This window comes from Rhodothermus profundi (assembly GCF_900142415.1).
GTDB lineage: Bacteria > Bacteroidota > Rhodothermia > Rhodothermales > Rhodothermaceae > Rhodothermus > Rhodothermus profundi.
The window spans coordinates 96,076-108,954 of sequence record NZ_FRAU01000005.1; the positions used below are offsets into that span (position 1 = coordinate 96,076).

Annotated in this window: 10 protein-coding genes; 2 read left to right on the plus strand and 8 right to left on the minus strand. The window is 61.0% G+C overall.

Going from position 1 to position 12,879, the window contains the following annotated elements; translation table 11 throughout:
* Nucleotides 1-14: 14 nt before the first annotated feature.
* A complete protein-coding gene (gene smc, locus BUA15_RS08400; RefSeq protein WP_072715713.1) occupies nucleotides 15-3,572 on the plus strand; it encodes a chromosome segregation protein SMC in 3,558 nt (1,185 codons plus the stop codon).
* Here smc and BUA15_RS08405 read toward each other — a convergent pair whose 3' ends face one another.
* Both BUA15_RS08405 and BUA15_RS08410 read right to left on the minus strand, forming a co-directional pair.
* Nucleotides 3,573-3,866, minus strand: a complete 294-nt coding sequence (locus tag BUA15_RS08405; RefSeq protein WP_072715539.1) for a hypothetical protein — start codon at nucleotides 3,864-3,866, stop codon at nucleotides 3,573-3,575.
* 174 nt (nucleotides 3,867-4,040) lie between these two features.
* Nucleotides 4,041-4,469: an FKBP-type peptidyl-prolyl cis-trans isomerase gene (locus tag BUA15_RS08410; protein ID WP_072715540.1), complete on the minus strand. Its 429-nt coding sequence runs from the start codon at nucleotides 4,467-4,469 to the stop codon at nucleotides 4,041-4,043.
* 103 nt (nucleotides 4,470-4,572) lie between these two features.
* Between BUA15_RS08410 and trhA the strand changes: the two genes are divergently transcribed.
* Nucleotides 4,573-5,190: a PAQR family membrane homeostasis protein TrhA gene (gene trhA / locus BUA15_RS08415; protein ID WP_072715541.1), complete on the plus strand. Its 618-nt coding sequence runs from the start codon at nucleotides 4,573-4,575 to the stop codon at nucleotides 5,188-5,190.
* On the opposite strand, the gene BUA15_RS08420 is transcribed toward trhA, so the two are convergent.
* From BUA15_RS08420 to mrdA, 6 genes are all read right to left on the minus strand, one after another.
* Nucleotides 5,169-6,071, minus strand: a complete 903-nt coding sequence (locus BUA15_RS08420) for a DUF4097 family beta strand repeat-containing protein (protein WP_143149591.1) — start codon at nucleotides 6,069-6,071, stop codon at nucleotides 5,169-5,171. The genes trhA and BUA15_RS08420 overlap by 22 nt on opposite strands.
* An 80-nt stretch (nucleotides 6,072-6,151) precedes the next feature.
* Nucleotides 6,152-7,033 carry a cell division protein FtsX gene (locus tag BUA15_RS08425; protein ID WP_072715543.1) on the minus strand — a complete coding sequence of 294 codons (882 nt, stop codon included), beginning with the start codon at nucleotides 7,031-7,033 and terminating at the stop codon, nucleotides 6,152-6,154.
* 9 nt (nucleotides 7,034-7,042) lie between these two features.
* Nucleotides 7,043-7,900, minus strand: coding sequence for a prephenate dehydratase (gene pheA / locus BUA15_RS08430; protein ID WP_072715544.1), 858 nt, complete (start codon nucleotides 7,898-7,900; stop codon nucleotides 7,043-7,045).
* Between the two features lies 1 nt (nucleotide 7,901).
* The gene (gene argS, locus BUA15_RS08435) at nucleotides 7,902-9,596 is read right to left on the minus strand and encodes an arginine--tRNA ligase (protein ID WP_072715545.1); all 1,695 of its coding nucleotides are present in this window, start codon (nucleotides 9,594-9,596) and stop codon (nucleotides 7,902-7,904) included.
* A gap of 64 nt (nucleotides 9,597-9,660) precedes the next feature.
* Complete coding sequence (rodA, locus tag BUA15_RS08440) at nucleotides 9,661-10,917, minus strand: rod shape-determining protein RodA (protein ID WP_072715546.1); 1,257 nt, start codon at nucleotides 10,915-10,917, stop codon at nucleotides 9,661-9,663.
* A 4-nt stretch (nucleotides 10,918-10,921) separates the two neighbouring features.
* Nucleotides 10,922-12,772: a penicillin-binding protein 2 gene (mrdA, locus tag BUA15_RS08445; protein ID WP_245771986.1), complete on the minus strand. Its 1,851-nt coding sequence runs from the start codon at nucleotides 12,770-12,772 to the stop codon at nucleotides 10,922-10,924.
* Nucleotides 12,773-12,879 lie beyond the last annotated feature (107 nt).

Below are 12,879 nucleotides of genomic sequence, written 5' to 3' on the forward strand. Positions count from 1 at the left end.
ATGAGGGGACGGCCATGTACCTGAGCAAGCTCGAACTGCAAGGATTCAAGAGTTTCGCCGACCGGACGGTCCTGCACTTCGACGAGGGCATCACGGCCATCGTAGGCCCTAACGGCTGCGGTAAGTCGAACCTGGTCGATGCCGTCCGCTGGGTCATCGGCGAGCAGCGCGCCCGCGTGCTGCGCTCCGAACGCATGGAGCACGTGATCTTCAACGGCACGGCCCGCCGCCGGCCCGTCGGTATGGCCGAAGTGCTGCTGACCATCGAAAATACGCGCGGTATCCTGCCCCTCCATTACAGCGAAGTGACCATCGGTCGCCGCCTCTACCGCTCCGGCGAGTCCGAATACCTGCTGAACGGCACGCCCTGCCGCCTGCGCGACATCCAAGAGCTGTTCATGGACACGGGCATGGGGGCCGGCGCCTACTCGGTCATCGAACTGAAAATGATCGAGGAGATCCTCTCCGACAATGCCCAGGACCGCCGCCATCTCTTTGAAGAAGCCGCTGGCATTACCCGCTATAAGCTGCGCCGCACCCAGACGCTCCGCAAACTCGACGCCACGCGCAACGACCTGACCCGCCTGCGCGACCTGATCGAAGAAGTCCAGCGCCAGGTTCAGACCCTCAAACGACAGGCCGATCGGGCCGAACGCTACCGCCGCTACCGCGACGAACTCCGCTCGCTCGAACAGGCCCTCCTGCGCCACGACTACGACCAACTCCACGAGCAGACAAAGGCGCTCGCCGAGCTGCTCCGCGAAGTGCAGACGCGCCTGCGCGAAGCCCGCACCCGCTACGAATCGCTCGAAGCTGAACACACCACCCTCCAGCAACAGATCCTGCAGACCGAAACCGCTCTGGAAACGGCGCAGGAACGCCTTCACCAGCTTCAGCACCAGCTCCAGTCGCTCGAAAGTGAAACTCGCCTGCTGGAAGAACGCCTGCAGACCACGCAAAATGAACAGCAACGCCTCCAGCGGGAAGCCGAGGAGGCGAAGCGTCAGCAGCAGCGGTTGCAACAGGGGCTGCGCGCCACCGAGCAGGCCCTTCAGGAAGTCGCCCCGGCTTATGAAGCCGCCGAGGCGGCGCTACACCAGGCCCGTGAAGCTCGCACAGCCGCTCAACACGCCCTCGCGCAGCAACGCCAGCGCGTCCAGGAAGCCCGCCAGCACCTGCAACAGGCCGAGCAGGCCCTCCACGAAACACGTCGGCAACTCGACCGCCAGAGCAACCGCCGCGAACTCCTGGCCCAGGAACGCCAGCGCCTCGAAGCTGAACAACAAACCCTGCAGGCACAACTCCAGCAATTGGAAGCCTCCCGCACCGAAACGCTGGGCCAATGCGAGGCTACCCGGCAAACCATAGCAACGCTGCGCCAGGAGCTGGAGGCCCTGGAGGCCCGTCGGCATGAACTGCGTCAGGCCATCGCGGCCTGTGATGCGGAACGACATCAACTGGAGCGACGCCTGGAGGCTGTCCAGGCCGAAGCGCGCCTGCTGGAACAGGTACTCGCAGCCTACGAAGACTTTCCAGAAGCAGTCCCCTTTCTGGCACATACAGCAGGCTGGACGGACGCACCCCTCCAGACCGTAGCCGACCTGATCGGCATCTCGCCTGAACTGCAACCGGCGCTGGATGCTGCCCTCGGGGAACGGGCCACCTGGATCGTCGTGGCTACCCGGGACGAAGCCCGACAGGCGCTCCAGTTACTCCGCGAGGCCAGAAAAGGCCGCGCTACCTTCATCGTGCTGGAAGGCCTGCCCGATCCTCCTCCGCTGCCTGAACTGGTCGGCGCTCGCCCTCTGCTCGATCTGGTGCGCCTGGCACACCCCGATCTCCAACCGCTGGCCGCATGGCTACTGCACGGCGCCTACCTCGTCGAAAACCTGGAAACAGCCCATCGGCTGGCCCGCACTACCCCGGAACCCGCTCGCTTTTTCACTCCCCGCGGTGAATGGATCGACACGCGAAGCTGGTGGCACGGCGGCAGTCCCCAGGCCCCACGCTCCCCCCTCAGCGGCCGGCTCGACCGTCGCGAACGCCTCACCGCCCTGGAAAGCGAAGCGCGACGGCTCCACGCAGCCATTGCGCGCCTTCGTGACCAACAGGCTTCTCTGAACCGGCAACTGCAGGCCCTGCCCCTGGATCAACCCCGGCAGGCGCTGCGCGAGGCCGAACAGACCCTGCGCTCTCTGGAACAGCAGGCTACCCGGCAAGAAGTTACCCGTGAAACGCTGCGCCAGCGTCTGCAAACCCTGGAAGCGCGCCAACAGCACCTGCACCAGGAACAGGCAGCGCTCGCAGCCGAAATGCAGGAGCTGGAGAAAACCCTGGCCCGGGCCGAACAGACAGTAGTCCACCGGCAGACCACGCTGCAGGAAGCCGAAACGGCACTGCAACAGGCGGAAGCGGCCTACCGAACCACCATGGAACAACTGAATCAGGCACAGCTCCAGGCCGCTGAGATGCGCAACCGGCTGAACAATCTACAACGGGAACGCCAGCAACTCCAGCAACGGCTGGAAGGACTTCAACGCCGCCAGCAAGAGCGCTCCCGGCAACTCCAGCAACTGAAAACGCGCCTCCAGGCAGATCGTCAACGTCTGCAGACCCTCCTGGAAGAACGCACCCGACTGGCTACAGAGCAGCCGCCCCGGGAGGCCGAAGTGCAGCAGCTGCGCCAGCAACTCCTCACGCTACGCGCCACCTACGAACGCCAGGACCGCCAGCTTCGAGAACTGCGGCGTGCCTACGAGCAAGCGCAGCAGCAGGAGCGTCAATATCAGGTGCAGCTGGCAGAAACGCGCACGCGTCTGACTGGTCTGGCCGAACATGCCCGCGAACACCTGGGCATTGCCGATCCAGCCCAGCTACCCGCTCCTCCTGCCGACTTCGACGTGCCGGCGGCCCGCGCCCAGATCGAAACGCTCCGCCGCCGCATTGCCCACCTCGGCACCGTCAATGAACTGGCGCTCGAACAGTATCAGCAGGAAAAAGAACGGCTCGACTTTCTGCTGGCCCAGCAGCAGGATCTGGAATCAGCCGAAGCCACCCTGGAAACCACCATCCAGGAAATCAATCAGACCGCCGCGGCCCGCTTTCTGGAAACCTTCGAAACCATCCGGCGCAACTTTCAGGAACTGTTCCGGGAGTTGTTTGGCGGTGATGCCCACGCCGACCTGCAACTGACCGACCCGAACGATCCATTAGAATCGCCCATTGAAATCCTGGCCCGTCCTCGTGGTAAGCGCCCCAGCACCCTCGCCCAGCTCTCAGGCGGCGAAAAAGCCCTGACAGCTATCGCCCTGCTCTTTGCCCTTTACCTGACCAAACCCAGTCCCTTCTGCATCCTCGACGAAGTAGATGCGCCGCTGGATGAGGCGAACGTCGAACGATTTATGCGCCTGCTACGCAGCTTCTCCGACAACACGCAGTTCATTTTGATCACCCATAACCTGCGCACCATGGAGCTGGCCGACCGACTCTATGGGGTCACCATGCAGGAGCCAGGCGTTTCGACCCTGGTCAGCGTACGACTGGAAGAAGCCGCCGAACTGGCCGGACGTTGATCAGAGGGGCACCACGTCTGAACGAGCTTCTGTTACCTCCCACACCCCTTCCAGAATCAACCGCGCCAGCTCACGCTTGGGCATCCACCGATAGCGCAGCTCCGGTCCATAAGGCACCGGCTCGCCGTCCTCCGTCAGCCACTCGTAATACACATGCAACGTGTCCTCGAAGAGGACCCCCAACCGGCAGCCTTTGCCTTCCAAGAAATACTTGTACTGCCCACGTCCCGGCAGCAGATGAAAGGAAAAACCCTCCGGCGCCGCTTTCCAGAATGCCTTCAGCTTCTCGTACATCTTACCACCGGCCTTCTTTAGACGTTGTCTAAATTAACAAATTTCTCTGACAGAAAGTGCCGGCAGGATGTGAAGTTTGTATGGGTTCTGAGGAAGGAGGCCGGTGCGCGTTCTATCAACAAAAAAACCGCTCTCCGAGGAGAGCGGTTTGCTGGCAAACAGCACAGAGACCTATCAGTCGATAGCGATTAGTTCGATTTCGAAGGTCAGATCTTCGCCAGCCAGCGGATGGTTCGCATCAATGGTTACGGTTTCGTCCGTCAGAGCGGCTACCGTAACCGGAATGACGCGGCCGTCCTGCAGCCGAAGCTGTAGTTGTTGCCCGACAGCCAGTTCCAGATCCGGCGCTACCTGATCGCGTCCGACCTCAATGAGCAGATCTTCGCGCCGAGGGCCATAGGCGTCTTCGGCCGCAATGGTGACCGTCTTGGTCTCGCCGGGCTCCATGCCGATAACCGCCTGTTCGAAGCCGGGGATGACCTCGCCTTCGCCCAGGGTGAATTCGAGCGGCTCACGGTCCCGAGACGAGTCGAAGATGGTGCCGTCCTGAAGGCGACCGGTGTAGTGAACCTTGACGTGGTCGCCTGCTTTTGCCTGTGCCACGATGTACGCTCCTGATTTGCGTGTGAGGGTTGGATACTTTTGAGTCCAAACGGGTTGTGCCTTAAAAAGTTCACTGCCCGCTGCATTTTCCTGGCAAGCGTCGATGGAAGAACGCCTCAATACCCTGACCCATGGTATCGGATTGCTACTAAGTCTCCTGGGAACAGGCTGGCTCTGGCAATCAAACGGCAGCGGTACCCTTCCGCAACGGATCGCCAGTATGGTCTTCGGTTTTAGCCTGATCCTGCTGTATCTGGCCTCTACGCTTTACCACGGCGTGCGCCAGCCGGCCTGTAAGCAGCGGCTGCGCGTTGTTGACCATGTGGCGATTTATCTGCTTATTGCCGGCACCTACACGCCCTTTCTGGTGGCTTACGTGCCCATGCCCTGGCGCCTGGTGCTGCTTAGCGTGGTCTGGACGCTGGCTCTGAGCGGGATGATTTTCGAGGGGCTGTTCACCGGACGTTTTCCCCGTCTTTCTACTGCGTTCTACGTGGCCCTGGGCTGGCTGGCCGTACTGATGCTCCCGTTGCTGTGGCGCCATTTACCGCCAGGAGCCCTGGAGCTGATCATAGCTGGTGGTCTGGTTTACACGGGCGGTGTATTGTTCTATCGCTGGCACCGCCTGCCTTTTCATCACACTATCTGGCACCTGTTCGTACTGGCGGGCAGTGCCTTGCATTACGTAGCCGTGCTGCGCTACGGAGCTCCGGGTTCCTGAAGCACCGTGTCCGGTGGTAAAGGGCGCAACAGCGTATCCGCGGGCAGCAGACCGTTGGGTCCGCTGCCCCGTAACACGATATCGCCGTGCTCTGTCTGGAGCATCACGCGCGCGCGTCCCTGTCCGAGCCGCCCATCGAAGCGCGCGCCGGCAACACCGCGGGGGTGCAGTTGTCGTTCGGTAAAACGCAACCCTTCGACGCGCACGGCACCGGCTTCCGTTTCGGCGCGCACCTGCACGTCGGCGTTCGGCGGAAGCGTCAGCCACAGGTCTCCGTTTGCGGTCTGGACCGTTACGATCGCATCAACTGGCACCCGCCGGAAATGCACCGAAACCGATCCATTTTGGAGGTGGACGTCCAGACTGTCAGCCGCTCCGCGCACATGCACCTCGCCTGCCGCCAGCCTTATCTGCAGAGGACCTTCGAGGCCTACCAGCTGCACGTTGCCCCCGGAGCGTCTGACGACGACCCGAGCGTTGCGCGGCACACGGCCCGTCACATGCACCTGTGCCAGCGCAGGTTGCCGGGCTTCCATTCGATACCGGAAAACGCGCGCTGTGCCTTCCTCATGCAGCTTTATCTCGCGCAGCGTCCGGCGGGCGGCGGCCTCACTGGCGCCTCGCCCTATCCGAATAAAGGTAAGGCGGGCCACCTCTTCAGGGGTTCCTCGGAGCACAACCCGTCCGCTCAGCCCTTCCAGCACCAGCGCACGGCCGGCCAGCAAAACACCGCGCTGGAGCGTGTCGGTTGCCTGGGCCACGCCAGGCAGGAGCGTCCCCTCTTCCGTCTGGCCTACGCCGGGTGATTGCCGACAGGCCATCACCCCTACCAGCAAGCCCAGCAGACCGGCCTGCACCATGGAAGCGTGTGCCTTGCTCATGATAGGGGCCCCGGTGTGTGCGTCTGGAAAGATACGCCCGGATCGATAAGCTTACAATGCCAGAGAGCCTTTCTGCTGCTTCAGTGCAGGGGCACCCTCCGGATGAAGCGGCGCGCGGCCCAGGCGGCCCCGAACCAGCCCAGCATCACTCCGGCCAGCACAATACTTCCGAGCAGGCCAAGCAGGAACGGTCCGTGATCCCCTTCAAGCTGAGGCAAGTAGCCTGCTACCAACTGATAGCACAACGCCACAATCCCGGCAGCCAGCAGACCCGCCACAAGCCCCTGTACCATGCCTTCAATCACAAAAGGCCGTCGGATAAAACGGTCTGTGGCGCCCACCAGCTTCATGGTGCGAATAAGCAACCGCCGCGCATAGACCGTCAGACGAATTGTATTGGCTACCAGAAAGATAGCCGCCAGCACCACCAGAAGCCCCAGGGCCAGCCCGACCAGAGAGATCAGCCGCAGATTTTGCTGCACCTTGAGCAGCAGGGGCTGGTTAAAGACCACCTCATCAACATGATTCCAGGTTGACAGCCAGGCGACCATGCGGGCCAGCGTATCGGGCGCGGCCATGGAAGGTTCAAAGCGCACGCGAATGGAAGCAGGTAGAAAAGGCTCGTCCAGAAACACTTCCCCTTCCTCGCCAAATTCTTCCAGAAAAATCTGCCGGGCTTCTTCGCGTGAGATGTAGCGGGCTTCGGCCACGCCAGGAATCGCCTGCACGCGGGCGTAGAGCGCGCGCGCTACGTTTTCGTCTACGTCGTCTTCCAGAAAGATTTCAATTTCCCCGACGCGCTGGCGCAGCCAGTTTGTTACCTGGTGCGCATGATAGCCCACAGCGGCGAACAGTCCGATCAGTACCAGCGCCACCGTCATCGCACTTGTGGCAGCCACGGTGGCAAAGCGCGCCCGACGCAGTCCGGCCAGTCCTTCGCGTATGCTATACGCTAACGACATCGCCTTCGCTCAGTCGACACGTCTACCCCGGGGGTACGAGCCCAGCACGCGCACAAAGGCTGCCACCTCGGCCAGATGATCCAGTGCGCGTTGCACGGCTTGTTCGTGCACAGAGCCCGCCACATCCAGATAAAACAGATAGCTACCGGGCATCCCTACCAGAGGGCGGCTCTCAATCTTATACAGGTCCAGATCGCGCAACGCGAACACAGCTAAGCTCTTGAACAGGGCGCCTGGCACGTTCTCGCGCAGGGCAAACACAATCGATGTTTTCATCGTTCCCGGAGGCCCTTTGGGGGGCTCGATGTCAGCGCGCGCCAGCACCAGAAAACGCGTATAGTTCTGCGGGTGGCTCTCAATGCCCGAAGCCAGCACCTCCAGCCCATATTTGGCCGCTGCCCGTAATCCAGCAATGGCCGCCGCCTTCGGGTCGTTCATTTCGGCCACCATGCGGGCAGCTCCGGCCGTGTCATACGCGGGGATCGCTTCTGCATGGTGCAGGTGGGTGCGCAAATAGGCCTGGCACTGGCCAAGTGCCTGGGGATGCGAGTAAACCCGTTGAATCTGCTTGATGCGACTGCCCGGCAGTCCCAGCAGGTGATGCCGAATGCGCAGCTCCAGCTCGCCGACAATGCTTACGGCATGCGCCCGCAGCAGGTCGTAGTTGACGTGCACGCTGCCAAACAGCGAGTTTTCGATCGGAATCATGGCCCGGTCTACCTGACCCTTTTCCAGCGTTTCGAAGACCGCCTCGAAGTCTGGCAGCGGTACCGGTTCAACCTGCGCCGCGCCAAAGTAGGCCCAGATCGCCTCTTCGCTGAAGGCGCCTGGTTCCCCCTGGAAGGCTACGGTGAGTTTGCGTGCCATGCTACATGCGTTCCGGTGCGGAGATGCCCAGCACGTTCAGGCCGTTTGCCAGGACCAGGCGCGTTGCCCGCGCCAGCGCCAGACGCGCCTGCGCCAGCGGCTCAGGCTCCCCAATGATGCGGCAGTGGTCATAGAATTTTGTGAAGGCAACCGCTACCTCACGCAAATACGTGGCCACGCGGTGCGGCTCGTACGTCCGTGCCGCCTCCTGAATGACCTCCGGGAAACGCATCAGCTCCTTGATCAGTCCCGTTTCGGCTTCGTGGCGGAGCAGCGTCAGGTCTGGATTCGGACGTTCCGTCAACCCCACCTCGCTGGCCTTCCGCATGATAGAGCAAATGCGCGCATGCGCATATTGCAAGTAGAAGACCGGATTTTTTTCACTGACCTCGCGCGCCAGGTCCAGATCAAACTCCAGATGCGTGTTCGGGGAGCGCATCAAAAAGAAGAAGCGGGTAACGTCTTCGCCCACCTCATCCATCAATTCGTCAAGCGTTACATAAGTAGCCCGGCGGGTAGACATCTTCACCGGTTCCCCTCCTCGCACCAGCGTAACAAACTGATAGATGACCACATCCACCTTTCGTACGTCGTAGCCGAGCACCTCCAGCGCCCGGAGCACATCGGGATACGTGGCGATGTGGTCGGCGCCAAAGACATCGACGATACGCTCAAATCCTCGCTCAAATTTGGTTATATGATAGGCAATGTCGGGCAGCCGATACGTGGGCTCGCCCGTCCGCTTGACCAGCACCGTGTCCTGGTGCTTACCCAGCGCGCTGGTGCGGAACCAGACCGCTCCGTCTTTCTCATAAACATACCCCTTTTCGCGAAGCGCCTCGACAACTTCCCATACGCTGCCGTTCTCGTAGAGCGTATGCTCGTTGAAGAAGCTATCCATATGAATGCCCAGACGGGCAAGCGTGCGTCGAATCTCTTCAAAGATGGCCTTTTCAGCCGCTTCTTTGAAGGGCGTCAGGTCTTCCACATCACGCAGCGCGTCGCCGCATTGCTCATAGAGGCGCCGGGCAATGTCAATGATGTAATCGCCCAGATATCCGTCTTCGGGAAAGGGTTCGGGCACTTCTACCCATTCTCCTTCGGCCACCTGGATTTTTTTAGTGGGAAGCTGGGGATCGACCAGCGCCAGGTAGCGCGCCCGCACCGACGCGCCGAGCACGCGCATCTGGCGACCGGCGTCGTTGTAGTAGTACTCGCGCGTTACGCGGTAGCCGATCCACTCAAGCAAATTCGCAATGGTGTCGCCCAGCACGGCGTTCCGACCATGTCCCACCGTGAGCGGCCCGGTGGGGTTAGCACTGACGTACTCCACGATGGCAGGCCGTCCCTCTCCCAGGTTGCTCCGGCCATATTGCTCACCGGCTTCCAGGATATCGGCCAGCACCTGGATCAGGTAGTCCGAGGCAAAGCGGAAGTTCAGAAAACCAGGACCGGCCACTTCCACGGAGGCAACGCGCCGCGGGTCGAGCGGCAGCGCCCGCAACCGCTCCGCAATTTCCTCGGCGATCTGGCGCGGAGGCCGTTTCAGATATCGGGCCAACTGCATGGCCGCATTCGTGGCCAGATCACCGTGCGCGGGATTATTGGGTTTTTCTAGTTCCGGCCGGAAATCTTCCGGCACGCCCTCAAGGGTGCGCAACACCTGGCGGAGCGCTGCTTCAATGTATGCTTTCATTGCTGTTGGACAGTTTTCCTCAACCGACACCGGCGCGAATCTACAAAAAAGCGGCCCCGCAAGTTCAGACAAAGATTGAAAAGTCGTCGCGCCGCAGATGCAGATTGAGCACAACCGCTAACATCAAGGTATTGGCCAGAAGCGACGACCCTCCATAGGACAGGAAAGGCAGGGGAATGCCGATTACGGGCAATAGCCCTGTTGCCATCCCGATGTTGATGAACACGTGCACCAGAATCACCCCCGCCACACCGGCTGCCACCATCAGCCCGAAAGGATGGCGGCATTGCGTGCCAAGCTGAATGAGCCGCACCAGCAACAGCCCAAAAAGCACCAGCACCAGCGCCGCCCCGACGAAACCAAACTCTTCTCCGATCACACTGAAGATGAAGTCGGTGGACTGTTCGGGCACGTAGGCTCCCTGCGTCTGCGTACCCTGCATAAATCCTTTACCCCAGAGGCCACCCGAACCAATGGCAGCTTTGGACTGCACCAGGTGAAAACCGTACGTCTGACGATAGGCTTCGGCTTCAGGATTGGTAAACGAAAGCACACGGGCCAACTGATAGGGCTTCAGCACATAGGCCAGCGCGAAGGACGCCACAGCGGCCGTTCCCCCGGTAAAGAGTCCTGCAAGCGCGCCCATGTACGTTTCGCGCGTATGCCAGAAGATGCCCAGCGTAAAGAGCACGGCAAATGCCACGGCCGCCGGCCAGGAGATAAGCGTCAGGTAGCCTGCTACCGCAGGCGAGATCACCAGCAGCACTGTGGCAACCGGAAGGCCGCTCCAGAAGAGCATAATGGGAACCAGGGCCAGAAAGACCAGCGCCGTTCCCATGTCGTTCTGCCCGATGATAAGGGCAGCAGGCACCAGGATAAGCCCTACAGCGCCCAGAGCGTAACGGACCGTGTCGATGCGTGCCTGACGGGTTGACAGTAAGCGGGCAACCGCCAGCACGGTCCCTACTTTGGCCAGTTCAGACGTCTGGAAACCGATGGGACCAAGGTAGAGCCAGGCTTTTGCCCCATTGATTTCGCGTCCAACGGCCAGCGTGAGCAGCAGTAGCGCAATGGTTGCGCCATAAATGGGATAGGCCATGCTCTGGAAAAAGCGGGCGGGCAACAACAATACGACGCCCAGCGCAGCCAGTGAAAGACCGGCCCAGAGGAGCTGCCGTTCAAAGTTATCCTGCACGTTCTGTGAAAGAAATTCGGCAGCAGGGCCGTGCGTCGTGCTATAAAGAGCGACCAGCCCCGCTATTACCAGGGCGGCCCATAGGAGCATAAGCAGCACATCCGGTTTACGAGCAAGACGAGCCATAGGACTATTGCGAAGCGGCCTGGGTAAGGGCGGGTGCGTCCAGCGGTTGACTTCGTTGGCGGAGCACGTGCTCAAGCATATAGCGGCGCTGAGGCGTAGCAGCCACCTTTCCCGTCAGGTACAGTTCCGCCATAAGGCTGGCGATAGGAGCCGCAACGGTAGCGCCAAAACCTGCATTTTCCACCAGCACGGCAATGGCTATTTGCGGATCATCATAGGGAGCAAACATGATAAAGAGCGAGTGGTCCTTACGGCCGCCGGGAGCCTGCGCGGTACCCGTCTTCCCTCCACTTGGAATGCCGGGGATCTGCACCCACCGGGCCGTCCCTTTTTCCATCACGCGCCGCATGCCTTCCCGGACAACCTGAAAGTGTTCGGGTTTAATGGGGATGGGTTCAGGAGGGGGCAACTGCGGTTTCAGCACTTCGCCGGTCTCCGGATGCACAAGCTCGCGGACCAGATGAGGGGGGTAGAGCGTACCGCCGTTGGCGATAGCAGCCACGTAGCGGGCCAGTTGCATCGGCGTTACGGTCATGTCGCCCTGCCCGATGCCCAGGTTGATCGTGTAGCCGGCCGTCCAGCCGTTAGGATAGCGCCGGTTGTAATAGGCTGAGTCGGGAATCAGGCCAGGATTTTGCTCTGCAATATCCATAGGAATGGGCACGCCAAACCCAAAACGATTGGCCCAGCGCCGGAGCGTGTTTACATCAAGGCGCATCATTACCGTAAAAAAGAAGGTGTTGCAGGACTTTTCAATGGCTTCACGCACGCTGAGCGATCCGTGCGCCCCTCCATGACACCGGAAAAATCGTCGCCCCAGCCGATAGCCGCCTGGGCAGTAGATGGTGCTGCGCGCCGTAATTACGCCTTCTTGCAACCCCACCAGTGCCATAAAGGGCTTCCAGGTTGACCCGGGCGGGACGCCGCTCATTGTGGCCCGGTTGAACAGCGGCTTTTCAGGACTCATGGTCAGGTAGCGCCAGGTTTCCGGATCAATAGGCCCGGAGAGCAATGCAGGGTCGAAGTCCGGCATGCTCACCAGGGCAATGATCTCCCCGCTGTTCGGATCGAGCGCTACCGCAGCCCCTCGTTTACCGACAAAGAGGGTCTCGGCGAGAGCCTGCACGCGATAATCCAGCCCCAGGTATAAGTCGTAGCCGCTGATCGGCGGCACATCCTCGGCTCCTTCGCGGTAGGGCTTGATCTCCTGCCCATGGATATTGACCAGCTTAAAGGCGCGTCCTGGCACGCCCCGAAGCGCCTTTTCGTAGAACTTCTCCAGCCCTGCCTTGCCGATACGATCCCCCATCACATAGCCCTCGCTTCGAAGCTGCTCCAGTTCGGTGCGGGTAATCTCGCGCACGTAACCCAGGGCGTGCGCTGCGCGGGCGGGCGTATGGTAGCGTCGACGCTGGTCAATTTCGTACTGGACGCCAGGCAGGCGGTACAGGTTTTCAACCACCCGACTGAACGTCTCGAACGACAGGTCCGTAAACACCCGGCTGGGACGATAGGCGCTCCAGGCGCGAGCCTGCGCTAGCCGACGGGCTACTACCGAGTCAGGCACTTCCAACAACCGGGCCAGCAGGGGAATATTCCTGGGGTCAAAATACCGGGGCGTAATCAACAGCGAATAGGCGGGCGCATTGTCAACAAGCAACACGCCGTTACGGTCGTAGATGGCACCCCGGGCCGGCATGACGCGCTGCTCGCGCACGGCATTGTTGCGCGACTCACCTGCATACAGCTCGGCCTGCCAGAGCTGCATCTGGGCCAGCCGAAGCAGCAATAGCCCGAGCAGCAGAACAATCACCCCGGCAAAAATTCGTGCCCGAACCCGGTAGTCTACCATCATGCGCGTCCGCTAATCTGCCCTTTCAAGATCTGACCGGTACTCCTGTTCCATTTTTGCTACATCCTATTGTATACTTTAAGAAAGTATCGGCTATACTACCAGGCGCT